This window comes from Leptolyngbya sp. KIOST-1 (assembly GCF_000763385.1).
Taxonomy (GTDB): domain Bacteria; phylum Cyanobacteriota; class Cyanobacteriia; order Phormidesmidales; family Phormidesmidaceae; genus Nodosilinea.
This window is the reverse complement of record NZ_JQFA01000002.1, coordinates 2,689,960-2,715,412: the sequence shown is the minus strand read 5'-3', so window position 1 is coordinate 2,715,412 and position 25,453 is coordinate 2,689,960. Positions and strand designations below refer to the sequence as shown.

Below are 25,453 nucleotides of genomic sequence, written 5' to 3'. Positions count from 1 at the left end.
CCGAAGCAGTCAGACGGTATCAGTGCTGAGGGTTGCGGCTCAAAACTGGCTCAGCCCAACCCTCGATTCCCATAGCCAACTAAGGCTAAATTAACCCAGCCTGCTCAACCGACGGGCTGAGGCAGATAGAGCGTGAAACAACTGCCCTCGCCCACCTGGGAGGTCAGGGTAATGGTGCCGCCGTGCATTCTGGCGATGCGCTGCGACAGGTGCAGCCCCAGGCCGTGGCCAGAGCGGGCCTGGTTGCCCTGGCGGAACCACTCAAACACCGCCTGCTGCTCGGCCTCGGGAACGCCAATGCCGGTATCGGCGACGCTGACCCATACCCAGGCAGAGCCACTGACACCGGGTATATCGACGCCAGCGGGCAGATGGGAGGTGGTGCCCAGAGTGGTGGTCACGCTGCCGGAGTCGGTAAATTTGATGGCGTTGCCAATCAGGTTGGTAATCACCCGCCGCAGTTCCAGGTGGTCTCCCAGCACGGTGAATACTTCGCTCTCCACCGTCATAGGTTCCCTGTCAATGGTTTCTGCGACAGTCTCTGCCACAGTCGTGGGGGAAGAGTAGTTGGCCTGAGGGCCGGAAGGCAGGTCGCGATCGCCAGGGGCAGGCCCCAGGCGATCAACTCGGTCGGAGCGGCACAGTAGACAGGCGAGGTCTTTCTCCGCCGCCATCGGGGCCAGCTCCATGACCACGGTTTCGGTCAGCTTAAACAGGTCGACCGGCGACAGAGTCAGGGCCTTATGCCCCGCCTCGTGGCGGTACACCTCAAGCAGGGTATTCACCATACTGAGCAGGTGGCGGTTGCTGTCCACGATGGTGGCGAGGGCATGCTTGCCGTCGTCGGGCATGGGGCCAAAGGCATCGTTCTGGCACAGCTTGAGCATGCGGTTGGCCGCCACCAGGGGGGTGCGCAGGTCGTGGGTGAGGCGGGCGACAAAGTCGTCGCGCTGGCGAAGCATGGCGGACTGGGCGTCAATGCTGCGCTTGAGCCGAAGCAGCGATCGCACCCTTGCCCGCAGTTCGTTGACATCCACGGGTTTGCGAATAAAGTCGTCAGCCCCCGCATCCAGCCCCTGCACCAGACTCGATTGGTCGTGGGCCGTAATCAGCAGGATGGGAATATAGGGCAGGTTGGGATTGTCGCGAATGCGCTGGGTAACCGCATAGCCATCAAGCCCTGGCATCATCACATCGAGCAAAATCAGATCGGGCGGGATGTCTGCCACCACCTCCAGGGCTGCATGGCCACTCTCCACGCAGGTAATGTGGTACTCAGGGTCATCCAAAATAGACTCGATCAAAAACAAATTGTCCGGAGAATCGTCTACGGCCAGAATTGCATAGAGTTCATTGGAAGGATCCGGAGACATTATTCAGTTCAAAACCATGCGGTGCGGTGCTCTCTATACCTATGGTATCGATAACTTACGATACCGAAACTCCACAGCTACCGGAGACTTGATGATCCCAGCGGTATTCCGTAGCCAAAAGGCGAGAACCTAACCTTAGAAATGCCATAGTCCCTGGGCCTCAACCTCTATCGAAGGATACATTCCTCTCTATGGTCAGAGGTGCCCGGTTCTATGAACCTAGCTGAGGGTAAACAGCTCCAGGGTTTGGGCTCTACCGCGCAGGCTGTGACGACCCACCGATCGCAGCGGAAACGCCCCGGCCTGCCGCTGGGTGGTTTCGCTGACCAGCAGCCCGTGGCCCAGGGTTTTGGTCAGGGCTTCCAGCCGGGCGGCCACATTCACCGTGTCGCCAATCACCGTAAACTCCAGCCGGCCAACCGTGCCCAGGCAGCCGGCCACCACCGGCCCCGAATGGACCCCTATTCCCATCGCCAGGGGTGAGATCTGCTGGACCTCCCGCACCATTGCCGTGGCCGCTGTCAGGGCGCTGCAGGCGTGGTTCTCAAGCGGGTCGGGGGCTCCAAACACCGCCAGCATGCCGTCGCCCATAAATTTATCAACCCAGCCCCCTTGGCGTTCCACAATCGTGGCCAGCACCCCCTGGTAGCGATCGAGAAAATCGAGCGCAGCCTGGGGCTCCAGGGACTCGGCAAAGTGCGTGAACTGCCGCAGGTCGGTCACCACAATGGTCACCTGGCACTTCTGCGGCTGTTGCAGCAGGTCCAGGGGCGACTCAAAGGCAGCTTCAACCACAGTTTTGGGCAAAAACTGGGCCATCAGAACCCGGCCCGATTCATTCTTGACGTGGCGGCGCACGATCACCGCCATCCGCATACCCAAAAAGCCGGTGCCCAAAACGGTAATCCCGGCAAACAGCGCCAGGGCTGGGTTGAGCTGAAACAGCACGGCTCCATAGGCAAAGTTGACCAGGGCCAGCAGCGACGTGAGTAGGGCGGCCCGACGGCTCAGGCGCAGCCCCCCGGAGATGGCCACCAAACTGCAAAAGGCGACCACATTGGTCAAGATCAGCGGCTGGGTTTCCCCCAGCACGCGCCAGATGTTGGTGATAAACGCCCACAGCAACAGATTGTCAAAGATGGGAATAATCACCTGCCAGCGCTGCAGCGCTTCCATGGAGAGGCCTTGCCGCAGAATAACCACCAGCCCCAGGGCAAACAGATTGGCGCAGGTGCTGATAATGACAACCGTAGGGGGCACATGGTCTTTGCCCAGCAGCGCCTGCGGAAACAAAAACACCGCTATATCCAGCAGCAGGGAGATAAATAACACTCCCGCCCGCACATAGGATAGCTGGAGCTCGTTGCGGTGGGCCTCCTGGGATACCACCTGATTGAGGGCAGCTTGAAGGGTGACGCGGCGGGACGATCGATTGAGAGCGGTTGTGCCGGGCGGGCTTTGAAACGTCATCTCCGGGGACAGGTGATGGGCAGTTCAGCGGCGATGTCCCTGACAGTGAGCGGTGAGGGGTAGCGGTGAAGGGTAGCGGTGCTGCAAGCAAGCGCCTGACCATTTCTTGTATTAAACCATGGCCGCTTGTGCTCTCCCCTGAGACCCAGGAGCTGTCAGCCCCGTAGAGCCAGGCGGCAAACGACCGTTGGGCCTTTCCGGCCTGGAATAGCCTGGGTTTGGCATCAGGCCTGGGTTAGCGCCTGGATAAAGTCGGCGGTCAAGTCCGTCACTCGGCTGACCACGGCGTCGGCCCCAGCCCTTTGCAGCCCATCGCGATAGGCCTGTCGGTAGGGCTCCTCTGCGGCGACAACGTGGGGAGGTAGCACCCCAATCCCCAGCCACCGGCCTGGGGCATCCAGGGTTTTAGCCTGCACCACCGTCTGCATATCGGCAACGGTGTCACCCGCGTAGACAATGGGCAGGTCGGTGGGCAGCGAAGCTTGCTGAACCAAGCGGTTGACCACGGCGACCAGGCCAGTGGGGTCGGGTTTGCCGGGGGCATCTTCCATCGCCACCAGCACCGGGTCGTGTAGCCCCAGGCGGCGCTCCAGCACAAAGTTGGCCGAGCCTCGGGTCGCGCCGCTAAAGAACCCCCAGGCCACGCGATCGCGCGTCAGGGATTCAAAGTAGGCTTTTTCAACCAGCAGTGGTTCCTGGGTAATGTAGCCCGTCCACTGGTCGGGGTCCTCAGGGTTTGGGCCGCGATAGCGACGTTGGAAAAAATCCACGATCGCCTCGTAGCTGAGGGCTACCGCCTCCCGCCGCTGCCCCTGGGCTTCGAAGTAGCGGTAGACCAGCTCCTGGGACCCTTCCCAGTCGTTATTCCAAATCCCCTCCCCCTTCAGACGGTCAATGTCCTCACTGGAGGGGCGGTACTGGCCCTGGGTAAACGCCTCCACTGTATCGGCCAGGGCCCGGCGATAGGAGTTGCCCACATCCCGCAGTACGCCGTCGATATCAAACACCGCGATCGCGAGGGGGGCCGCCAAAAAAGTCATAGACTGCACACTTGGGGTAGAGCTGGGGGTAGAGCTGAAGGAAATGAGGTGATAGGATTATAGACTGTAGTATTTTTTTGAATTGCAGCGGAGGTCTACTTGTCCAGATTTGTCCTAAAAGTACTCTGGCTAGAAAATGACGTTGCGCTGGCGGTTGATCAGGTGGTAGGTAAGGGCACCAGCCCGCTCACCTCTTATTTCTTCTGGCCCCGCAACGATGCCTGGGAACAAATGAAAACCGAGCTAGAGGGAAAGCCCTGGATTGAAGAGGAGGAGCGGGTTGAAATTCTCAACCAGGCTACCGAAATCATCAACTATTGGCAGGAAGAAGGTAAGGGTAAGCCCCTCACCGAAGCTCAAGATCGCTTCCCCGAGATTACCTTTACCGGTAGTTCGTGATAGCTGGCCCAGGCCGCAGGGGATACCCCCGCAGTCGAGGTTCCATCCATGCTCCCTACGCAATGCCCCAAGGGGGGCACTGGCCCCAGTAAAAAGCCCGCAGCCCTGGTTCTGACTAGAGCTGTGGGCTTTTTAGATAGGCAGAATCAACCCCAAGCAGATTCCGTCTGAACCTGGTCAGGGACGAGCTACTTCAGCCCGCCGGCCGCCTGGAGGCGAGCCCGCGCCCGCTTCAAACCCTGGCGGGCCTGAATGGTGGCCTGCTTGTCCTCAGGGTCAACCTGGCTCAGACGAGTTTCGGCTTCCTGGTAGGCCGTCTGGGCCTTGGCCGCATCGATGGCGTCGCCGCGCTCAGCGCCGTTGACCAGAATGATCACTTCGTTGCTGTCCACTTCGGCAAAGCCGCCCATCAGGGCAATGGGCACCCACTCTTTGTCGGATCTAACCCGCATCACGCCCACATCGAGGGCGGTCAGAAGCGGAGCGTGGCCAGCCAAAATGCCCAACTGACCAGTGGTGCTGGGCAGAATCACCTCTTCTGCCTCGGAGTCCCAGACGGTTTTGTCTGGGGCAATTACACGAACGGTTAATGCCATAGCAAGGATGAAATAGGAACGATTACACGGGGTTGGGGGGAGACAGCTCGCCTCCCCCCAACGGGCCAAACTACTTCTCAGCCTTGAGCTTTTCAGCGGCTTCCAGGACTTCTTCAATGCCGCCCTTGAGGTAGAAGCACTGCTCAGGGATGTCATCTAGCTCGCCAGAGAGAATCTGGTTGAAGGCGCGGATGTTGTCTTCTAGAGATACGTACTTGCCGGGGGCACCGGTGAAGACCTCAGCCACAAAGAAGGGCTGGGAGAGGAAACGCTCGATTTTGCGGGCGCGGGCAACCACCAGTCGGTCGTCCTCAGACAGTTCGTCCAGACCCAGAATGGCGATGATGTCCTGCAGCTCTTTGTAGCGCTGGAGGGTAGACTGCACCGCGCGGGCCGTCTTGTAGTGCTCTTCGCCCACTACGCTGGGCTGGAGCATGGTGGAAGCCGAGTCCAGGGGGTCTACAGCCGGGTAGATGCCCTTGGAGGCCAGGGCCCGAGACAGAACGGTGGTGGCGTCGAGGTGGGCAAAGGTGGTGGCCGGAGCGGGGTCGGTGAGGTCGTCCGCCGGCACGTACACCGCCTGAATGGAGGTGATTGAGCCCTCGAGGGTGGAGGTGATGCGCTCCTGCAGGTCACCCATGTCGGTACCCAGGGTGGGCTGGTAGCCCACAGCGGAGGGCATGCGGCCCAGCAGCGCCGACACCTCGGAACCCGCCTGCACAAACCGGAAGATGTTGTCGATGAATAGCAGCACGTCCTGCTTGTTGACATCGCGGAAGTATTCGGCCATGGTCAGCGCCGAAAGGGCGACCCGCATACGGGCCCCGGGGGGTTCGTTCATCTGACCGTAGACCAGGGCTACCTTCGACTTGCTGAGGTCGTCGGCGTTGATCACGCCCGATTCGATAAATTCGTTGTAGAGGTCGTTGCCCTCGCGGGTGCGCTCACCCACGCCGCCAAACACGGATACACCGCCGTGCTCTTTGGCGATGTTGTTGATCAGTTCCTGAATCAGTACGGTTTTGCCGACGCCAGCCCCGCCAAACAGGCCGACTTTGCCGCCGCGACGGTAGGGGGCCAGCAGGTCGATCACTTTGATGCCGGTTTCAAACACCGTGGGCTGGGTTTCCAGCTCGGTGAACTTGGGCGCTGACCGGTGGATGGGGGAGGTGGTGTCAACGTTGACAGGGCCTTTTTCGTCGACCGGTTCACCCAGCACGTTGAAGATGCGTCCCAGGGTGGGCGCACCGACGGGCACGCTGATGGGGGAGCCGGTGTCTTCGGCTTTCATTCCTCGCACCAGACCGTCGGTGGAGCTCATGGATACGGCCCGCACCTGGGAGTCGCCGAGAAGCTGCTGTACTTCGCAGGTGACGGAAACGTCTTCGCCAGCGGGGTTGGTGCCCTGAATTTTGAGGGCGTTGTAGATTTTGGGCATCTCGCCCGCCGGAAACTTGATGTCTACGACCGGACCAATGACTTGCGTGACGTAACCAACGTTTGTTTTTTCTGCTGTGGTGACCATGCCTTGCGCCTATCTCGTATGATCAGCTGTTTCAGGCGCTTTATTGATTACTGTTACGTTTTAAAGCGCCATCATTCAGAGTATCACTAGAGCGTGACAGCCTACGACGATTGCGCTGATTTATCTACTCCCCTGAGAATTTACCGGCCTGGCCTGTTTCCTGGGCAACTCAGGCGGCTCTGCCCCTTAACCAAACCATCAGGTTGGAGCCGTAGAATGCCCTGAATCACAACATCAACACCGCCATGACTAAAGCTAAGCTGACCACCCAGGATATAGATCTCAGCGATGCTCGCTACTACATCAACCGCGAGGTGAGCTGGCTGGGGTTTAACGAGCGGGTGCTGCAGGAGGCGCTGGATCTGCGTACCCCGCTGCTGGAGCGGCTAAAGTTTTTGGCGATTTACAGCTCTAACCTGGATGAGTTCTTTATGGTGCGGATCTCCGGGGTGATGGAGCAGGCCGACGCCGGGGTGCACCCGGAGACGCCGGACAAGACCTCGCCCACCAAGCAGCTGGAGATCATGCGATCGCACCTGGTGGACAAAGTGCAACTGCAGCACCAGACCTTTGAGCAGCATCTGCGGCCGGCGCTGACCGAGCACGGCGTGTACCTGGAAAACTACCGCGACCTGACCAAAGAGCAGACTTTCTACCTGCGCGACTACTTTGAGAAGCGCATTTTTCCGGTGCTGACCCCGCTCAGCGTTGACCCGTCGCACCCGTTTCCCCGGATGTCGAACCTGAGCCTGAACCTGGCGGTGAACGTGGTTGACCCCGAAACCGGGATTGAGCGGTTTGCGCGGGTTAAGGTACCCAGCAGCCTGCCCCGGTTTGTGGGCATGCCCGAGCCCCTGTGCACCTATAAGGGTGACCCCTGCGTCTGGATTGGGGTGCCCCTGGAGCAGGTGATTGCCGAAAACCTGAGCTACCTGTTTCCAGGCATGACGATTGTGGGCCACCACCTGTTTCGCATCACCCGCGATGCTGACTTTCCGGTGTTAGAAGACGAGGCCGACGATCTCTTAATCGCAATAGAAAAGGAGATCAACAAGCGACGGCTGGAGGGCTTTATCTGTCGGTTGGAGCTAGAGAGCACCATGCCCGACGAGGTTAAGGAAGGGCTGATGCGCGAGCTCAGGGTCAGTGGCGATCGCGTCTACGAAATAGACGGACTGCTGAACCTGAAGGACCTGTTCTTTTTTCTGTCGCTGCCCCTGCCGGAACTAAAGGACAAACCCTGGGTGGCGCTGGTGCCGCCCAAGCTAAAGCCGATCGTAGACCTCGACGAGGACGGCAACAGCAGCTACTCCGAGCATCCTCCCAACATCTTCGCCACCCTGCGGGAGGGCGACATTCTAGTGCACCATCCCTACGAGTCCTTTGCGGCCTCGGTGCAGGAGTTTGTCACCCAGGCGGCCAACGACCCCAAGGTGCTGGCGATCAAAATTACGCTTTACCGCACCTCCGGCGACTCCCCCATCGTCAAGGCGTTGATTGCGGCGGCGGCCAACCGCAAGCAGGTGGTGGCCCTGGTGGAACTCAAGGCCCGCTTTGACGAGGCCAACAACATCGAGTGGGCCAAAAAGCTGGAAGATGCTGGGGTGCACGTGGTCTACGGCATTGTCGGGCTCAAAACCCACACCAAAACCATCCTGGTGGTGCGCGAGGAGGGCAACGAGATTCGCCGCTACGTGCACATTGGCACCGGCAACTACAACCCCAAAACCTCCAAGCTTTACACCGATCTGGGGCTGTTTAGCTGTCGGGAGGAGTTGGGGGCTGACCTGAGCGACCTGTTCAACTTCTTGACCGGCTACTCGCGGCAAAAAGCCTACCGCAAACTGCTGGTGGCTCCGCTGACCCTGCGCGATCGCATGGAGGCCCTGATCCACCGCGAGATTGACCACGCCCAGGGCGGTGGTCAGGGCAAAATTGTTGCCAAGATGAACTCTCTGGTCGACTACGCCATGATCAAACTGCTCTACCAGGCCTCCCAGGCGGGTGTGGAGGTGGATCTAATTGTGCGCGGCATCTGCTGCCTGCGGCCTGGGCTGCCCGGCGTCAGCGACAACATTCGGGTGATTAGCGTCATCGGTGCGTTCTTAGAGCACTCGCGCATCTTTTGCTTCCACAACAATGGCCAGCCCGAGTACTACATCGGCAGCGCCGACTGGATGACCCGCAACCTCGATCGCCGGGTTGAGGCGGTGGTGCCGATCGAAGATCCGGCCCTGGTGAGCGAGCTGCAAACCATTCTCGACACCCTGCTGGACGACAATCGCCAGGCCTGGGAGATGGCGGCTGACGGCACCTTTACCCAGCGTCGCCCCCGCGATGGGGAGGCGGAGCGGGGCACCCACGGGGTGTTGAAAACCTACTTTCTCAGGCGCGATCGCGGGTGACGGTAGGGACGTAGCCTCTGGAGAGGTCCAGAGGCTACCATCCAGTCCCGCCTAGCCTCTGGACCCAGCGGCCCGACGCGGAGCGCTGGGCTTGCCGCCGCCACTGCGGCGTCGCCGAGAGGGCTGACGGCGGGGCTTGCCGGGGGCCGCTGCGGCGTTGACCTGGGCGGTATCGGCGGAGAAGGAGGGCTCGTAGCCCGCCACCACATCCTGGGGGATGGGCTGCTTCAGCAGGCGCTCAATGTTCACCAGCAGGGGCAGTTCGTCGTCGCAGATCAGCGACACGGCGCGGCCTTCGTTGCCCGCCCGGCCGGTGCGGCCGATGCGGTGGACGTAGTCCTCGGCCACATTGGGCAGCTCGAAGTTGACCACGTAGGGCAGCTGGTCGATGTCGATGCCGCGCGACGCCACATCGGTGGCCACCAGCACCCGCACTTTGCCCTGCTTGAAGTCGCTCAGGGCGCGAGCCCGGGCGGCCTGGGTTTTGTTGCCGTGGATGGCGGCGGTCTTGAGGCCGTCCTTGGCCAGCTGTTCGGCCAGGCGGTTGGCCCCGTGTTTGGTGCGGGTAAACACCAGCACCTGCTGCCAGCCGTGGAAGCCAATCATGTGGGAGAGCAGCTCCCGCTTGCGGTGGCGATCGACGGGGTGCACCACCTGCTCCACCCGCTCGGCGGCGGTGTTGCGGGGGGCGACCTCGATCTGCACCGGATCGTTCAGCAGGCTGTGGGCCAGCTGCTGAATGGGTTTGGAGAAGGTGGCAGAGAACATCAGGGTCTGGCGCTCGTCGGGCAGACGACCCATGATTTTGCGAATGTCGTGGATGAAGCCCATGTCCAGCATGCGATCGCACTCATCCAGCACCAGAATTTCCACGGCGCTGAGATCGACGGTGCCCTGGCTGAGGTGGTCGAGCAGGCGACCGGGGGTGGCAATTAAAATATCGATGCCCTGTCGCAGCTGGCGAACCTGGCCCCCAAAGCTGACGCCACCGTAGACCATCGCCGCCCGAAACGGCATGTGCTTGCCGTAGGTGATGACGCTCTCGCCCACCTGCACCGCTAGTTCGCGGGTGGGGGTGAGCACCAGGGCGCGGGGCATGCGCTTGCCGTTGCTGCGGGTTTCGGCCAGCCGCTGCAACAGCGGTAGGGTAAACCCGGCGGTTTTGCCGGTGCCCGTTTGGGCGCTGGCCAGAATGTCTCGCCCCTGCAGAATGGCGGGGATCGCCTGCTGCTGAATCGGCGTGGGCGTGCTGTAGCCCTGGTCGGCAACAGCGCGAAGTAAACCGGTCGTCAGACCGAGTTGATCGAATGTCATGAAGTTGTAGCTCCTAGTGGTGCCCCTAATCCCAAATCAGCTTGGGCCCAGTCTAAGAGCAGTGAATGGGATTGAAAGAATGGCTGCTAAGCAAATTCCGTTGGCCAGCGCAGACCGGATGGCTGGCGAAGCTACATCCTAGCAGATAAACCAGAGAAGTTTAGCGCTGGGTCGCCAGGTCCGGAGTCCTGGGGTTTCCCGGCTCAGCATCTGAGGGGCAAATGTTAGACTGCTGTCAATCAAGTTTCTCCCGGCGATCGCCCATGACCCCAGCTCGCCCTGCCCCAGCCCTGTCCCTCTACGCCGCCGACTACCTCCGCTGGCTGGAAGCCACAGCCGACGCGCTCAAGCGTGGGGACTACGGAGCGATCGACTGGGCCAACGTGATTGAAGAACTAGAGGATATGGGGCGACGGGAGCGGCAAAGCCTGAAAAGTAACCTGGTGATCTTGCTTCTGCACTTGCTGAAATGGCAGTTTCAGCCCGATAGACAAAGCAATAGTTGGAAGGCCAGTATTGTTGAACATCGCCAGCGCTTGGAGGATAGCGTAGAGACATCTCCTAGCCTCAAGCCTTACCTGGGGACTGTGCTCCCTAAAGCCTACGCTGATGCTGTAGAACGGGCAGCGGCAGAAACGGGTCTACCTGAGGTTGCCTTCCCTCCAGACTGCCCCTACGCCGTTAGCCAAATTATGGCCAAAGGGTTTTTGCCGTGAGCGTGTTATGGAACGCCAGGTATAGCCATAGTTAATTAGCTTAAGACCTTTAGGAATCTGAGCAACGTTTGAACGTTCAAACGTTTTTAGGGAACCTGTCCTAACCAGACTGGCTACGGCTATAGAACAAAGCAGCGATCGCCCGGGTCGTAGGACTGTAACTGGGGGCGATCGCCCTCCTCCACGGGCCTGTACCCCAGCCGCTCCAGCAGACGGATGCTCCGCCAGTTCATGGGGTGCACCGCGGCCCACCATTCGGTGCCGGGGGCAGCGGTGGCGAGGTAATTGTGCCACCAGAGCATCGCCTCAAAGGCCAGGCCTTTGCCCCACCAGGCCTCGCCTAGCAGGTAGGCGACCTCGCCCCAGCCGTCGTAGGCGGTGGCTTCAAGGCGGCCAATGGCCGGGGATGGGGGCTGTTTTAATCGGATCGCCACGTTGAACCACCTTTCCTGGGATAGGGAGGATGGCACCGGGCCGTTGGCCCGGGCGGCGTACTCTGCCCTCAGATCTGCCAGGGTGGGTAGATTGCCCTGGGGCTCGATCCAGGCGAGCACGGCGGGGGTGGCCAAAATGGGCCAGAGTTCTTCGGCATGGGCCGCCGTGAGCGGCTCAAACAGGAGATGCTGACTCTGCATAGGGTTCCTTCTACTAGCCGACTGCCCCGCTGATCGGGTTCCTTGGCCCTGTCAACGCACCTGGGGGTTACCACTGCCTGCGGTAGTGGTGCTCGACGTAGCGCTTGATCTGGCGGGCCATCCGGCGAATGCCCTCCTTTTCGTCGCGGCGAATGAAGGGCAAAAAGGCGCGGGAGAGGAAGCCCGAGATGCGCTCCTGGTGAATATATTTGGTGCGGTTGGGGCCGACGTCTTCGAGTTCAAAGACGTGCTCACTCTTGAAGCCGGGGCCGATGGAAATCCACCGCAGGCAGTGGTTGGGCTGCACCACCAGCACCCGGGGCTGAAACTCGGTTTCGTCTTCGCCCTCCAGGCGACGCAGGGCGAGGAAAATTTCGCCGCCGGGACGGATGGGCAGGTTGGGATCGCAGTCGTACAGAAAGGTGTTCCAGCGGTGCCATTCTTCTTTGCGGACGAGGGCATCCCAAACGGCAAAGCGGGGCGCGTTGATGGTAACTTCGCTGTAAAAGCTGGGCATGGCAGTTGAGGGGGTTAGCCAGAAACCGTGCATAGGTAACAGACGCTACTGCTATCTTCACACACACTGAGGGTACCCAGTGAAAGGCGAGTCCCGTTGATTCAGAGACCAGGTCGCTTACACTGGTTGATTAGTCTTTAACTATGCCCTCCGCAGGGCATGTCTGTTTCCCTGGCGCGATCGCCCAAAGGTTTTCCATGGCAACTCTCACCCCCAACCCCAGTTACAGTCTCAGTCTACGGCTCAAGCTGCCCAACAAAACCGGCATGCTGGCACGGGTGACCCAGGCCATTGCCGAGGCGGGCGGCAACCTGGGCGACTTTGAGCTGATCAGCCGCAGCCGCTACGACATGGTGCGGGTGCTGCACGTCGATGCCTCTGGGGAAGACCACGTCGAAGACATCATTGCGGCGGTCAAAACCGTGGCGGAGGTTGAGATTCTGGAGATCTGCGATCGCACCTTCGCCATCCACGAGGGCGGCAAGATCAGCGTTGAGAGCAAGCTCCAGCTGCACAGCCAGGACGACCTGGCCATGGCCTACACCCCCGGCGTGGGGCGGGTGTGTGTGGAAATTGCCGAGCACCCCGATCGCGTCTTTGATCTCACCATCAAGGGCAACACCGTGGCGATCGTCACCGATGGCAGTGCGGTACTGGGGTTGGGGAACCTGGGGCCAGCGGCTGCTTTGCCGGTGATGGAGGGCAAGGCGCTCCTGTTTAAGAAGTTCGCCGGGCTGGATGCGTTTCCCATCTGCCTCGACACCCAGGATACCGATGCGATCGTTACGGCGGTGAAGCAGCTCGCTCCGGTGTTTGGCGGCGTCAACCTGGAGGACATCAGTGCCCCCCGCTGCTTTGAGATCGAGGCACGGCTGCGCAAAGAGCTGGATATTCCGGTGTTTCACGACGACCAGCACGGCACCGCCATTGTCACCCTGGCGGCGCTGATCAACGCCCTCAAGCTAGTGAACAAATCCCTCACCCAGGTCAAGGTGGTGATCAACGGGGCCGGGGCGGCGGGGGTGGCGATCGCCAAGCTGCTGCAAAAAGCCGGGGCTACCGCGATCGTGCTGTGCGATTCGAGGGGTATTCTCAGCCACAGCCGCGACGACTTGAACCCCCAAAAGCTCGAATTTGCCGTTGAGGAGTCGGGCACCCTGGCCGACGCCATGGTGGGGGCCGACATCTTTTTGGGGGTCAGCGCGCCGGGGGTAGTGAGCGTCGAGATGGTGGTCTCGATGGCCGCCGACCCGATTGTGTTTGCCATGGCCAACCCGATCCCCGAAATCCAGCCGGAACTGGTGACGGGCAAGGTGGCGGTGATGGCCACCGGCCGCAGCGACTACCCCAACCAGATCAACAATGTGCTGGCCTTCCCTGGGGTGCTGCGCGGGGCGCTCGACTGCCGGGCCCAGGAGATTACGCCGTCGATGTACCTGGAGGCCGCCTATGCGATCGCGGCCCTGGTCAGCCCCCAGGAACTCGATAGCGAACACATTATTCCGTCGGTCTTTGATGACCGCGTGGCGGCGGCCGTTGCCTCGGCGGTCAAGCATGCCGCCCGTGTGGACGGGGTGGCCAGAAAGTGAGCGGTTGCGGGTTGACCCGCCCCAGGCGTAAGGGCGATCGCGACAAAAAGCCAAACATCGTAGCGCAAAATCTCTAAAAAGCACGTTTTTGCCGCTATTGCCTCCCCTGATTAGGGGGGGCAAATTTGAGGTCGTTATAGTGCCCGCTGTTCAGTCCTGGTTTGCCAAGGCTGAATGTTTCTGTATCGCGAGGAAAACTATGACGCTATCTGCATGTGCAACCTGCAAGAATGCTGCCGATGGCATTTGCCTACTGGGACAGAGCTATATCGATGTCTATCAAGCCGTTCAAACCATTGCCGATGAGTCCGATCGAGAAAAGATCGCGCTCCTGCTGGCCTGTTGTTCGTTTTGGGAGGAGTCGGAACTGTCGAAGCTGATCAGCTGCGAGGTGACGCTGAGTCAGCACGCCTGGAGCCGGATTGCCTACATCAAGCTGCAGGAGGCTGACCAGGAAATGTTTGCCGGGTTAGTGAATGTGGCCCGTGATGTGGTGCATAACTACGGCATGTATCCGGGACAGTCCATTGCTGGCGAACCCCCCGCTGCGGCCGTTGAGCCATCCCCAGCGGAGCCCCCCGCCCTGGAGCATAGCCCTGCGGCGGTGGAGTCCGTTGTGACCGCGGAGCCCCCCACGGCGGCCCCGGAGCCGGTGGTTACTGCTGCCGAGGATAGCCCTGCCGATCTGGCTGCACCGCCCGTGGAGGAGCAGCCGGAGGCTGAGGTCATTCCTGAGCCCGTCTCGGCTGACGATGGGAGTGATAGCGAGGCTGAGCCCCCTGCGGCGGCCGAGAATGTTGACGATGGGAGTGATAGCGAGGCTGAGCTCCCTGCGGCGGCGGAGAGTGCTGACGATCTGGCGGAGGCTGCGCCAGTAGTTCATCAGCCGGCACAAGATCCCGTTGAGCAGGCTATGCAAGAACTCTGGACGCTGGCGATCGCCTCGTCCAAGCCGTCACCCTCCGCAGAGGCCCCTAGCCTGCAATGGGGCCGGGGTTCCGGCCGGATTACCGCAGAGGCTGAAGGGGCCGCGCACCTTGCTCCGGCCCCTCATCAAGGGTTTCAGCGGGAGTCTCTGCCGGGCATTGCCTAGTTTTGCCCCCAGGCAGTGGGCCAGTCCTAACCCAGGATTAGGCGATCGCCGCGGCCACTGAACGATCACATGGACTAACTACTAATCGAGTCGTCAAAATTTGGCGACTCGATTTACGTAAATATTATTGTCAACTTATTACCGCGCATCAAGAAGACTTTCAAGAAAATCAACTTGCCTGACTTTTATTTTGCAAAATGTTGCTGAAAAAGACTTGTATGGCCGCACTTATTCCTTTTTTGGGCCCAGCTACCCTGCCAATGAGGACAATAATCTATTTTTCCTGCCTGGGGGAGGTGAGATGACTTTTTGATCAGGGGTTTCACCCCTTACAGCTAGGGACTGTTGATCTCCTTGCCACTGCCTATCAATCCAGGAATCATGGTGGAAGCCACTGGGCAGGGCAGCATCCTTTTCTTCAAACCTTTTACCCTCGCGTCAAATGGCTGAGACGGAAGCAGCGTTTGCCTGGTTATTGCGGCTAACCCTTAATCCTAATTTTTTCTGCGGAGACGGCTATGACTTTTAAGCAAGAGATTCAAAAAGTCGACATCGACACCTATTTCAGTGACGTTGATGACCATGTCAAGGTAATTGATCAACCCGTTCCTATCCCTCCGGGCAGTTCAGCTTTACCATCCCTGAAGCAACTGCTAATTACCCCCGCCAGGGCCGGAGAATCGGTGCTCAAACCTTACCGCAACGAGCGATCGATGCTAACCAGAGACCGAAATTTTAGCTCCTTTGAACTCGAAACAGCCTATGGAGCGGTCTGCAAACTGCGAGATCGGCTGCAAACCCCCGCTCCGTCCAAAGCTGAACCGTCACCTCCCTTGGAGGTGAAAATCCCAAACCCGTCAGCGGCCAACTGGATTGCGCCCGCCTTGGGGGTCTCGGTTTTCCTGGGGGCCGCCGCCGTGGCCGTCGACACCGCGTGGCCATCGGTCACCGCCTGCTGGGCTGAACAATGTTATGGGACCTGGCAGGGGCAACTCGGTGAGATGGTGCAATCCCTGCCCGAGCGAGTGAACGCCAGCCCTTTGACCCCCAAGCGTCTGCCTACCCCTTCGGCGGATCAGCAGCACTTCAGCGAGGGCCTAAAGTACGCCAAGGCAGCCGCAGAGCTAACCCAGCAGGCCCAAACCAGCCAGGAATGGCAACAGGTGGTGCATCTCTGGCAACTGGCGATCAAAACCATCGCCTATGTTCCCTCTACCAGCCCCCTTCAGGCTAAGGTTCAAACCAAAAAAGCCCTGTACCTTAACAACCTCGACTATGCGCGGCGGGAGTTGGCCATGGCCCCATTTCGAGCCGGGGTGAGAGCCGCAGAAGCCGCGTCAAAACTGGCTATTGAGGCCGACACGGCGGCAGACTGGCAAGCCGCGGCGACGATGTGGCAGACAGCCCTCGCAGAGATGCAGGCGGTTTCTAGCAGCAATCAGCACTATGCGATCGCTCAGGCCAAACTAGTCGAGTATTCCACCAAATTTGCCTACGCCCAAAAACGCTACCTGGAAAGCGTTGCCCATCCCTAATCGTCCTGGGGCGGGCGATTTTGAGGCGGCAGCTATGGACCCGTTCCCAGCTGCACCAATGCCCAAACACCCATCTACACGGGCGCTGCCGCTGGACCCTAGCTTCAAAAGCCCGATGTTTGGATGCGGTCTAAGGTCGGTAGCTCAGGGCGAAACACTCGGGGGGCGACTTAGGGCCGGTCAGCGTCAGGAGATCGTAGTCAGAGCTCGTGTAATCCAGGGTTTCATAGTACAGAACCACTGCTGAAAGCTTGGGATCGAGTTGATCGATAGCGTCCAGGCAATTGCGATCGGTGAGATTCTGCCGTTCAATAAAGGCCAATTTGGGTCCGTCATCCAGATCAGTAAACACTACAGCTCCCGGCCCATACTCCATATAGCCCCGCCAGGCTAAGGCCAGAATGGTTTGATAGTGCTGGGTCAGACGCTGTAGGGCCAGCTTAGAAATGTTTCTCTGATCCAGTTGGGATTGCTGCACAATCACTGAACTGTAGGGCACAGACTCGCCCACAGGGGGAGCAACATCCTGACTCAGCACAGACCCCGGCAGCGGCACTTCCTCAGGCACCCATACTAGCAACTCACCGGGTTGGCACTGCAAGGCCGCGCAGATGCCTTCTAAACGCTGAGGCGTCAGGCGAGGCATATCATCTGCCTTCCGCAGGCGGTAAACCGAGTTTTCCGTAATGTCCAGGTATTCAGCGAGATCCTTGTTGCGCATGCGCTTTCTCGCCATCACCTCATGTAGCTTCCAGCGAATTGGCATAGGGGTGCAGCAGTACAGGTAAGCCCAAAACCATAAAAGCACCGGGTTGGCACTGCAAGGCCGCGCAGATGCCTTCTAAACGCTGAGGCGTCAGGCGAGGCATATCATCTGCCTTCCGCAGGCGGTAAACCGAGTTTTCCGTAATGTCCAGGTATTCAGCGAGATCCTTGTTGCGCATGCGCTTTCTCGCCATCACCTCATGTAGCTTCCAGCGAATTGGCATAGGGGTGCAGCAGTACAGGTAAGCCCAAAACCATAAAAGCACAAAACCATTAATCTACACTTCACGTAGAATTTTAGACGCAAAGCATTGACAACGCCCTACGCCTCAGGTAGATTAATCGTATTGAGACGTAGGGAGCTGCAAGCCCCCAGTCTTCAGGCCCTAGTGAGGTATCGAAATGAGCAGCAAAAACACCGCCTTAAGCCACCACCCCGACAGCCTGCCGCTGTCTGCACCCCCGGAGCCATTGCCTGGCTCTGGCAAATGGTTGCCGGGGATGCGGTTTTTCAGGAATGGGCACTGGTGGGAAATAGATGGGTACATCAAAGGCCGAGCCAGCAGCTACTACAGATGCAAACCGGCATGTTTTGTAGAAAGTCGTTTCTACACAGAATCTGAAATACAGCAAGCTCTAGATGAGGAGTCAAAAACCATGAGTCAAAAACCACAGGAATACGGCAGCAGAGGCACTGGCAGAATCCTGGTCGAACCCCAACAGAGTACGGTTCTAGTAGCTAACAGTTTTGCTAGAAAGCACAGTGCTAGCAAACCAAAAGCCCGACCTTCCTCCGGCCGCAAAGAACCACTAAAAGTTTTGCTGGTGGGCTCACGCCAAGCCGTTAAACAAACAATCCAATCCCTTCACTTGGCTGGTTTTGCCAGCCTGAGTGAGTGGAGCGATTTTCAAAATCGCTCCAATGGCAAAGAAGTTCTCAGCATTCTAATTCAAAAAGTCTAAGTCTCAGGTCAATATTAGGGGGCAAAATGAAAAAAAATCCTGCTGAATCAACTTTTCTGCTACTTGCCAACTACAGTTTTGAGCCAACGGAGACAAACGTTACCGATATGGTCTTTTGCTGGCTGAGTCTCTACCCAGGTAAATGGGTGGTTGCCGCTATTGTCGAAGCAATTTATCAAGGGCGCTACAAGGTTGAATCAGTCAGCCGTATCCTCAACGCCTGGAACATGAGGGGCTATCCGGTTCACCACTTTGACTATGACTTCGCCGATGTAGTTTGCAAGCAACTTGCCAACTTGGGCACCTATAGCGTAACTAAGTCCAATCAGGAGAAAATCAAGCCAATGCAGCAAATAGAACAGGCCGTTTCAGAACAAAAAATGACCATTCAGGACAGAGAAAAATCAGCCGCTTCCAGTGCTAAGAAAGCATCAGAACTCATGCACAAAAACACGCCAAACCAAAAAATAAGTCAATGTGAACGGCTGGTCATTCACCTCAGTGCTTAACTAACCACGAACTACAGGATTTAGGATCTAGCGACCATGAGCTCATATTACTCAGAGAACCACAGCTACTACCCCAGCGAAGTGACGAATACCACTACGCCAACCTATAATCGCCAGGTGTTTAAACAAAATTCCCCGACTGAAATAGTGATTTTAGAACCTAGCGCATTCACAGAAATTTCAGAGGCTATTCAAGCGTTGAGAAATCAACAAATGGTTGTTCTTAACTTGATGCAGATGGATTTTGAGGAGGCCCAGCGCTGCATCGATTTTTTGGCAGGGGGAATACTCATGTTTGATGGAACTGTCGAAAAGATTGACCAGAAAATTTTCATTTTTGCCCCTCCCAGTGCCGAGATTATTTCGGAAACTCACCAAACTCAGTCCGAAGATTCCTCCTGGGCATCCGCTGAATATCCCAACCAACCTTACTATCGGCAGACCGATACCACTACTCGCCAGGATTACCCCATCTACCAAGTTTCTTAACTCACTTTCAGTTAGGTCAGCAGGCGGCGCGGCATGATTTCTCCAGATTTGATTTCAGGTATCACATTTTGGATCTTTAAGTCTCTTTGGGAAAGTCGTGACGAGACTTACAAGTTACTGAGCCAGCGTCTAAGCCAAAGCATATTTTATGCATCTAAAGAATATCAGGCCAACTATATTGCGAGGCACGGATTTATCAGGCAGGAAGAATTTAGACCGTCCGTATCACTCCCTAAACTCTATGTGTCGCCATCGCTAGTAGATCAGGAAATACCGGCCTCTCCCCGAGCAAAGGCCTCAGTCTGCTATCGAGAAATTGACTACCTGAAAAAACTAAACCTAACCTACGAGAGCGGAGAACTGACTGAGCAGTATAAGCATATAGTCATTAAAGGCGAATCAGGAATTGGCAAGACAACTTTCCTGAAAAAATTAGGATTGGAAGCCTTTAGAACGAAAGAAAACCAGGCGAGTAATGGCTGTATTCCTGTATTTGTCCAGGTAGCTCAATGTCTAAAAGATGAATTTAACCTTCAAACCATGATTGAAGAAGAATTCAAGATATGTGGTTTTCCTGAGTACAAAGATTTTGTCGACTCGGCGTTAAGGCGTGGAAAGTTGCTGATTTTAATCGACGAAATTGACGCTATACCAAATCAATTCAAGGACGGCATTGTTGGCAAAATTAAAAGTTTCTCGGATCTCTATAAAAATAATCGAGTGGTAGTGGCTTGTCGCAAGTCACTCAAGACTCAGGCTTTGACACAGTTCCATACCATTAATATATTAGGGTTCAGCAGTGCCCAAGCTCAAAAATTTATTTTCAAAGCCACCCAAGTTCAAAGTGGAGAAGTGTTACCCGCCTCGGCATGTCAAAAAATTTGGCACCGAATTGGGGAAAATGATAAAGCCACAAAACTTGTTGTTCACAACCCATTTTGTTTAAGTATTGTTCTGTCGCTTTACCAAGATTCAGTCTGTAAACTCTCCGGCCGAACCATACTGTACGAAAAGATTTTGTCAAACCTGCTGGGAACCAGTATTTCGCCAGGTACTTTAAACCTGTTTTGCAAAGGATCAGAGAATTCCATTGAGGCCCGTCTGGGAATTTTATCTGAAATGGCCTATGTTTGCCTCAAGAGTGGTAGGCATTACTTTCACAAAATGGAGATTCAGCGTCTCTACTCAGCCATTGTACAGAAGAGGTCAATTCAGTACGATGCTTCCGACTTTGCGTCTATCAGAGAAGAAAACCTGAATGATTTTATTATCAATGGAGATGAAAGCTTATGCCACTTTGGAAATCCACTAATTCAAAAAATTTTAGTCTCGCATTATTTGATGAACAGTTTGAAAAATCTGGATGAAGCAATTAATCAATTTTTAGATGCTTCTGAGTGGAAAGATGTTTTTATCTTTCTGGCCGGTATGCAAGGCGCTGACTACTTGCTTTCAATTATTCAAAAGCGTGTTTTTTCAAATATCAATACTTCCAGTCTCGCCAGCTTTATGGGTTGGGTTGAGGCTGCCGCAGAAGAGGTGTGCATATCCTCCAATCAAGCCGCCAATCGCTGCTATGTAGCATTTATGGTGCTCGAAATTATTCTGCTATTTGGCGATCGCAGTCATGATCAGGTAGTTATTTCCAGCATCCTTAAGAAAATTAAGGAGTTAATCTCTCTATTGGATCCCGGCTGTCAAATTATTCATTCGCTCAATGCCAAAAATGTGGACATTATGAAACTAGGCTCCAGTCAATATATTGATCCAAAGATAATGAAGGGTTTGTCGTTAGAGCGACTCCTTGATCTGGCTGTCATTCTTTCTGAGAAAGCTCAGGCTTATAAGCTCATAAACCAAAGAAACGCGTTGAAGCTACTGTCCACAATTTCTCGAATCCGCCATCAGTTAGAGGGGAAGACAGTATCAGCCTACCATCGCAAAGTTTGCGAAAGGAATCTGTACAAATTATGGATGACAGCTTTTGGTATGCCTGATACCTTCCCAAGGTTTACGACCGGCGACTTGCAATCCCTCCATTTGTATTGTCGAGGATCATGCTTAATCGTTCACTGCCTCAGGGAAGCTTTTTATGTATCAGGTAAGCTTCAAGATGATGTAGTTCAAACCTTGTTTACAGATCCTGTCGTCAACCTTTCCACTGCAAACCAGTAAGGAGATCAGCCATGAATATTGAAGATTTAACCCAACTTTCCTTTGAGCAACTAGATGAAATCCAACGGCGTGTTAGCACCGCCATCAATGAGAAAAAGATGATGAGGGTTGGGGATTCTGCTAGCGAAATATTAGATTTATTGGCTTCTAACTATGCCGATATCGATCTGTGGGATGTGCTTAATGAACTGGCTTTTAGAAGTGAGATCAAGCTCAACTTGAAACGTAATTTGGTTGACTATGGGGTTCCTTTGGAGATGTCGGGCGAGGTGCAGCTTTCAGGAACTTCTGAACCTCCAGCTTGCAATATCGAATTGCTTCTAGAGAGGCTGAAAACCATTAGAAATGCTGTGTTGCAGCACGACGACTCTCGGTTGCTCTGGCTAACTAATGGAGCAACTCAGAAAACATCAAAACTGTTTGGCAAGGATTTAGCTGAAGTTTTGCAGGAAGCAATAAAAAGGCTGGAAAGACTTCAGGACGTAGAGGGTGAAGACAAAAAAAATGAAAACTTGAATGCTGAGATTATTAAGGTTGACGAGTGGGCAGAGTTTAAGCTGGGCATTTCCCTCCTATACGGCACCCTAACGGTAATTAATCCATTTTCCTGTCGGGAAAATCAGGCAAAGGAGAACCCTCGCATATCCCAACGGGCTCCTGTATCCGAAATCAGCAAGGCTAAGGCCAACCTGGAGTTGAGTTTTGTCTCGAATCAGCGGAGAAGCACCAACGGTTACGCTCGCTAACAGTTTTTGCATCGATGGATTGTTTACTTTAGGAGGCGGAGAAATGGGTGGAGAAGGTTCAGATCATCTAGGATATCTCAAGCGATACCCAATGCTGAAGCATGAAGAAGAGGTTGAGCTGGGACAAAGAGTCCGAAGAATGGTAGATTACCATGGACCCATTCCTCAGAAAATTGCTAAAGAAGGAATTGCAGCTAAACAGCGCATGATTGAAGGCAATTTGAGACTGGTTGTCTACATCGCCAAAAAATATCTTGGCAGAGGTCTAGATCTGGATGATTTAGTCTCGGAGGGAATTATTGGCCTCAATCGGGCTGTAGAAAAGTTTGAACCGGCGAGGGGCTATCGCTTTAGCACCTACAGCTGCTGGTGGATACGACAGTCCATTACGCGAGCGTTGGCTAACCAGGGTCAGAGTATTCGCATTCCTATGCACGTGGTTGAGAAGTTGAATAGGGTGAAAAAATGGCAACATCAATTTCAATTGGAATTTAATCAACCGCCTACTCAGACCGAAATGGAGCTATTTCTGGCGGAGGAGCTGGGTATGGACTTTGCTGATTTTCAAAAGCTGGTCCTGATGACGCAGCGCAATCCCAGTCTAGATGCCTCTCTCAATAATGATGATTCAGATTTCAACTTAGGCAACTCTCTCCGCGATGAGTGCCATGAGCGCGCGGTTGAGTCGCTTGAAAGCACGTACGAGCTAGAAGATATTCTAGGCCAGGCCAACCTGACTGAGCGCGAGCTGAAGGTTTTGACCCTGCACTTTAATCACAACCAGAGCTTGAATGACATCGGACGCCAGTATTTAGGCGGTGTGACCCGAGAACGGGTGCGACAGATCAAGGTCGCCGCCCTCAAGAAGTGTCGCCATGCGATCGCCCTGAGGGACTAACCAATAGACTGGTGACCAGGGCACAACGAACTAGGAGTCCCCGCCGGACCAATGGTTTGGACTCTGTCCCAGGGTTAGAAATAGTCAGGCTCAGCCGCGACAGTGCACCCTTCGTCCCATGCTAACCGTACGATTACTGGGCTGGTGCTTCCCTGGCATCAGTAGTGGTTTCCCCTAACGGTTTGAGCCAATTCCGGTTGCGATCGCAGCGCTGCAACCCCTAGCCAAAGGCTACAAGGAGGTGTAGGTGAAATTTGCAGGAAGTTTGGCTTTCACCCTGGGAAAAGGCTATTGCGCAAGTGACTTCGCTCAGCTAGCCGAGCCCCATGGACGGCTACCCCAACCCAACCCCTAGATCGTCATTTCTTGATGGGGACCGAGCAAGAATTGTAAGGCAACGATCTTGGAGCCATCTGATTCCGTGTGATATTTATCGGCCCAGGCACGCATCATTTGATCCAGTTCCTGTAGGGCTTCCTCTTTTTGCTCTTCCGCAATTTCTAACGTTTCAATGCCTCGCATGATACCGTCTTCGCCATCAACCCAGGAATACATCCAGCGAAAAGAGCGGGTCAGGTCTTGGATCATGGTCTGCATGCGAGCCTGTCTACCCTTAGGAGAATAGTCCTTCTTGAGCAGTAAATAGGCTGAGGTGTCTTTAGTGATTTTGATTTCTTGCATAGTTTCTGCGGCAAGTAAGCGATATTTAGCATGTTCTGCCAGTGCCTCGCTAAACGCAGTCCTCTTTGACTCATGCAGTAAAGATTGCGCTTTGTCGTGCAAATCCTTTATTAAAGCCTCAACGTCACACTCTCTCAGAAGCAGGCATTTTGGTGTATTTTCGGGAAAGCCTGCCTCTATGATTATGCGTTCACTCTCGGTCAGGTTAAACAGTCGGGTAACAGATTCACCCTCTTTAAGGGAGTATTTTTCAATCCAAATATAGGAAAACCCAATTAGGTAGGACGGCTCTACGCTGCCCAACAGGCAGAGGGAACCCCCATTCTCTAACAGCGTATCAAACTCACTGACTATTTCTTTCACCCGTCGAGGTTCGACATGGTGGAGAAAGCCCGTTCGCCTTAAATTGTTGCCCTCCTCCAGATACGTCAGGTAGACGGCAAATTTTGCCGCAACTGAAACTGCATCAATGACCTTGCCGTAGCGATGACCAAAGGTTTTGATCAGATTGATGACCAGCAGAAGTATAAAAAAATCGATATCGCTAACGTTTAAGGCTTTTGCAAGCTTGTCGTGATTGACCCTGATCTGCACCATCCGATGTTCCCAAGAATTGAGTTAACTGCATGATCATCATTGACCAAGAATAGCCGTGGATCTGTTTCCCACTTTCAATTTCCACTTTCAACGATCGTTAGCGCCTGCCGTAGGGCTATGGCGCTGGCTCAAGGACGGTTAGCTTGAGGCATCAACCATTGAAGATTTTTGGAGATTGAACCGCACCACCTGCCTTCCTATGCCACAGTAGCTTTGCTTGGGATCAGCTTAAGGTAATCACGTTTCTACCTAAGCAATCATCGTCGGGCTCACACAATTTGACTTTACGTCATTTTCAAATTCGTGTTACCAGCTTTATGGAAAATTAACAATCTATCAAGGGGAATACGTGTAAGCACTGAGGGATTTGGCAAAGTCTTGAAAAAATGCGTGTAAATACTGAGGTAAATCAAAATTGAGTTTTGGGTAGCAGGAGAAAATGCTCTGACTACTTTGAAACTTGATGGGTTGCCGTTGCATTGCGGCAGCAAAGCCCTTGCCTGGCAAGGGCTTTGGCTGATCGGATTCGATTCGACTTACTTTGCGGAATTGGCAGCGATGGCCTGAAATATGATTGGCTGTGACTGGATTTTTATTAACTAATGAGAGTAAATTAAACGATTTGTATCGCGGGAGCCTGGAATACCTTCTATGGGCAGACTTTTTGCTGCCTAGGAAAAAGGATGGGAAAATAATTGGGCCGCTGCCCAAGGGGTTTTAAAAAGTTTGGGCAGCGGCAAGTTATGGCTGGTTTTCAACTTGTAAAAGCTAATTCCCTACTATAGGGCTTCAGTTGTGACAAACTTGTGACGGTGAGAAGGAATGTGCAGACCCAGGGTTGAGGGTCGGCCAAGAATCTCGGCTATTAACGGATGCGGAGGAAGGCTGCTCCGTTGGGAGGTAGGGCTCAGAGGGTTTCAGGACGCCCGGATGAGTTCTACCAGGTGGCGGGTGAACTGAACCCCATTGTGCTCTGTCACTTCGGTGTCGTACTGGCGAAAACCAAACTTGATGAATAGACCCAGGCTGAACTGGCTGGCTTCTGCGTAGAGTCGAGGCATGCGATCGCGCCGGGCCTGCTCCAGCACAGTCTGCATCAGCTTGGTCCCAATCCCCTGGTGCAGGCGATCGTGGCGTACGTAGGCTGAGGCCACGTGGCCATCGCGGCCCAGTCCCGCAAAGCCCAGCAGCCCCGTATCGTCCTCAACCAGGTAGGTCGTGACATCGAGAATGAACTGGCGAAAGCTGGAACTGTCGGCGTCTACGGTGGCCCAGGCGGCGGTTTGGGCTGGGGTGTAGTACTCGGGGCCGTGGGTGAGGACGGTTTCTCGGTACAGCGTGGCGATCGCAGGTATGTCGGTGGCGGTGGCTAGGCGTAGGTGCATGGTCTGAAGCAGGATTGAATAAGATAAAGAGGTGGTCA

At 55.5% G+C, this 25,453-nt stretch carries 24 protein-coding genes; 12 read left to right on the top strand and 12 right to left on the bottom strand.

Annotated elements, in window-relative coordinates; translation table 11 throughout:
* Window positions 1–104 precede the first annotated feature (104 nt).
* The 3 genes from NF78_RS12115 to NF78_RS12105 form a co-directional block, all read right to left on the bottom strand.
* On the bottom strand, window positions 105–1,373 hold the full coding sequence (locus tag NF78_RS12115) for a hybrid sensor histidine kinase/response regulator (RefSeq protein ID WP_035986668.1): 1,269 nt from the start codon (window positions 1,371–1,373) through the stop codon (window positions 105–107).
* A 219-nt stretch (window positions 1,374–1,592) separates the two neighbouring features.
* The gene (locus NF78_RS12110) at window positions 1,593–2,843 is read right to left on the bottom strand and encodes an adenylate/guanylate cyclase domain-containing protein (protein WP_035986666.1); all 1,251 of its coding nucleotides are present in this window, start codon (window positions 2,841–2,843) and stop codon (window positions 1,593–1,595) included.
* A 224-nt stretch (window positions 2,844–3,067) separates the two neighbouring features.
* Window positions 3,068–3,883 carry a TIGR01548 family HAD-type hydrolase gene (locus NF78_RS12105; RefSeq protein WP_035986663.1) on the bottom strand — a complete coding sequence of 272 codons (816 nt, stop codon included), beginning with the start codon at window positions 3,881–3,883 and terminating at the stop codon, window positions 3,068–3,070.
* Window positions 3,884–3,982: 99 nt separating this feature from the next.
* On the opposite strand from NF78_RS12105, the gene NF78_RS12100 reads away from it, so the two are divergent.
* Window positions 3,983–4,282 carry a 30S ribosomal protein PSRP-3 gene (locus NF78_RS12100; RefSeq protein ID WP_017300043.1) on the top strand — a complete coding sequence of 100 codons (300 nt, stop codon included), beginning with the start codon at window positions 3,983–3,985 and terminating at the stop codon, window positions 4,280–4,282.
* A 188-nt stretch (window positions 4,283–4,470) separates the two neighbouring features.
* On the opposite strand, the gene atpC is transcribed toward NF78_RS12100, so the two are convergent.
* Together atpC and atpD are read right to left on the bottom strand one after the other, a co-directional pair.
* Entirely contained in the window at window positions 4,471–4,878 is a 408-nt protein-coding gene (atpC, locus tag NF78_RS12095) for an ATP synthase F1 subunit epsilon (RefSeq protein ID WP_035986659.1), read from the bottom strand.
* Window positions 4,879–4,948: 70 nt separating this feature from the next.
* Window positions 4,949–6,403, bottom strand: coding sequence for a F0F1 ATP synthase subunit beta (gene atpD / locus NF78_RS12090; protein WP_035986657.1), 1,455 nt, complete (start codon window positions 6,401–6,403; stop codon window positions 4,949–4,951).
* Window positions 6,404–6,648: 245 nt separating this feature from the next.
* Here atpD and ppk1 point away from each other — a divergent pair, with 245 nt between their 5' ends.
* Window positions 6,649–8,808 carry a polyphosphate kinase 1 gene (gene ppk1, locus NF78_RS12085; protein ID WP_035986655.1) on the top strand — a complete coding sequence of 720 codons (2,160 nt, stop codon included), beginning with the start codon at window positions 6,649–6,651 and terminating at the stop codon, window positions 8,806–8,808.
* Between the two features lie 51 nt (window positions 8,809–8,859).
* On the opposite strand, the gene NF78_RS12080 is transcribed toward ppk1, so the two are convergent.
* On the bottom strand, window positions 8,860–10,122 hold the full coding sequence (locus tag NF78_RS12080) for a DEAD/DEAH box helicase (RefSeq protein WP_035986653.1): 1,263 nt from the start codon (window positions 10,120–10,122) through the stop codon (window positions 8,860–8,862).
* A gap of 263 nt (window positions 10,123–10,385) precedes the next feature.
* On the opposite strand from NF78_RS12080, the gene NF78_RS12075 reads away from it, so the two are divergent.
* Window positions 10,386–10,838 carry a DUF29 domain-containing protein gene (locus NF78_RS12075; RefSeq protein WP_035986651.1) on the top strand — a complete coding sequence of 151 codons (453 nt, stop codon included), beginning with the start codon at window positions 10,386–10,388 and terminating at the stop codon, window positions 10,836–10,838.
* A gap of 119 nt (window positions 10,839–10,957) precedes the next feature.
* On the opposite strand, the gene NF78_RS28210 is transcribed toward NF78_RS12075, so the two are convergent.
* On the bottom strand, window positions 10,958–11,473 hold the full coding sequence (locus tag NF78_RS28210) for a GNAT family N-acetyltransferase (protein WP_052050245.1): 516 nt from the start codon (window positions 11,471–11,473) through the stop codon (window positions 10,958–10,960).
* 67 nt (window positions 11,474–11,540) lie between these two features.
* Complete coding sequence (locus NF78_RS12065) at window positions 11,541–11,990, bottom strand: SRPBCC domain-containing protein (RefSeq protein WP_035986649.1); 450 nt, start codon at window positions 11,988–11,990, stop codon at window positions 11,541–11,543.
* Between the two features lie 197 nt (window positions 11,991–12,187).
* Here NF78_RS12065 and NF78_RS12060 point away from each other — a divergent pair, with 197 nt between their 5' ends.
* The 3 genes from NF78_RS12060 (at window position 12,188) to NF78_RS12050 (ending at window position 16,207) form a co-directional block, all read left to right on the top strand.
* The gene (locus tag NF78_RS12060; protein ID WP_035986647.1) at window positions 12,188–13,579 is read left to right on the top strand and encodes an NAD-dependent malic enzyme; all 1,392 of its coding nucleotides are present in this window, start codon (window positions 12,188–12,190) and stop codon (window positions 13,577–13,579) included.
* Window positions 13,580–13,778: 199 nt separating this feature from the next.
* The gene (locus NF78_RS12055) at window positions 13,779–14,672 is read left to right on the top strand and encodes a hypothetical protein (protein WP_156119744.1); all 894 of its coding nucleotides are present in this window, start codon (window positions 13,779–13,781) and stop codon (window positions 14,670–14,672) included.
* A gap of 518 nt (window positions 14,673–15,190) precedes the next feature.
* Window positions 15,191–16,207, top strand: coding sequence for a hypothetical protein (locus NF78_RS12050; protein WP_035986642.1), 1,017 nt, complete (start codon window positions 15,191–15,193; stop codon window positions 16,205–16,207).
* A gap of 130 nt (window positions 16,208–16,337) precedes the next feature.
* Here the strand turns inward: NF78_RS12050 and NF78_RS29375 are convergent, their stop codons facing one another.
* Both NF78_RS29375 and NF78_RS12040 read right to left on the bottom strand, forming a co-directional pair.
* Complete coding sequence (locus NF78_RS29375; RefSeq protein ID WP_081972596.1) at window positions 16,338–16,973, bottom strand: helix-turn-helix domain-containing protein; 636 nt, start codon at window positions 16,971–16,973, stop codon at window positions 16,338–16,340.
* Entirely contained in the window at window positions 16,948–17,196 is a 249-nt protein-coding gene (locus NF78_RS12040; protein ID WP_052050242.1) for a helix-turn-helix domain-containing protein, read from the bottom strand. The genes NF78_RS29375 and NF78_RS12040 overlap by 26 nt, the downstream gene beginning before the upstream one ends.
* Before the next feature lie 178 nt (window positions 17,197–17,374).
* On the opposite strand from NF78_RS12040, the gene NF78_RS31120 reads away from it, so the two are divergent.
* The 6 genes from NF78_RS31120 to NF78_RS12015 are packed head-to-tail and all read left to right on the top strand — an operon-like array spanning window position 17,375 to window position 22,752.
* On the top strand, window positions 17,375–17,935 hold the full coding sequence (locus NF78_RS31120) for a hypothetical protein (RefSeq protein WP_156119743.1): 561 nt from the start codon (window positions 17,375–17,377) through the stop codon (window positions 17,933–17,935).
* Between the two features lie 26 nt (window positions 17,936–17,961).
* On the top strand, window positions 17,962–18,444 hold the full coding sequence (locus tag NF78_RS28205; RefSeq protein WP_052050240.1) for a hypothetical protein: 483 nt from the start codon (window positions 17,962–17,964) through the stop codon (window positions 18,442–18,444).
* A gap of 36 nt (window positions 18,445–18,480) precedes the next feature.
* Window positions 18,481–18,933, top strand: coding sequence for a cell division protein SepF (locus NF78_RS29365; RefSeq protein WP_072016056.1), 453 nt, complete (start codon window positions 18,481–18,483; stop codon window positions 18,931–18,933).
* A 33-nt stretch (window positions 18,934–18,966) separates the two neighbouring features.
* On the top strand, window positions 18,967–21,108 hold the full coding sequence (locus NF78_RS12025) for an NACHT domain-containing protein (protein WP_035986640.1): 2,142 nt from the start codon (window positions 18,967–18,969) through the stop codon (window positions 21,106–21,108).
* Between the two features lie 11 nt (window positions 21,109–21,119).
* Window positions 21,120–21,854, top strand: a complete 735-nt coding sequence (locus NF78_RS12020; RefSeq protein ID WP_035986638.1) for a hypothetical protein — start codon at window positions 21,120–21,122, stop codon at window positions 21,852–21,854.
* The gene (locus tag NF78_RS12015; RefSeq protein ID WP_156119742.1) at window positions 21,811–22,752 is read left to right on the top strand and encodes an RNA polymerase sigma factor RpoD/SigA; all 942 of its coding nucleotides are present in this window, start codon (window positions 21,811–21,813) and stop codon (window positions 22,750–22,752) included. Before NF78_RS12020 ends, NF78_RS12015 begins: the two co-directional genes overlap by 44 nt.
* Window positions 22,753–23,103: 351 nt before the next feature.
* Here NF78_RS12015 and hetR read toward each other — a convergent pair whose 3' ends face one another.
* Together hetR and NF78_RS12005 are read right to left on the bottom strand one after the other, a co-directional pair.
* Window positions 23,104–24,030 (bottom strand): hypothetical protein, encoded by a 927-nt coding sequence (gene hetR / locus NF78_RS12010; protein ID WP_035986634.1) that lies wholly within the window; start codon window positions 24,028–24,030, stop codon window positions 23,104–23,106.
* A 917-nt stretch (window positions 24,031–24,947) separates the two neighbouring features.
* Window positions 24,948–25,415 carry a GNAT family N-acetyltransferase gene (locus NF78_RS12005; protein WP_035986632.1) on the bottom strand — a complete coding sequence of 156 codons (468 nt, stop codon included), beginning with the start codon at window positions 25,413–25,415 and terminating at the stop codon, window positions 24,948–24,950.
* Window positions 25,416–25,453: the final 38 nt, after the last annotated feature.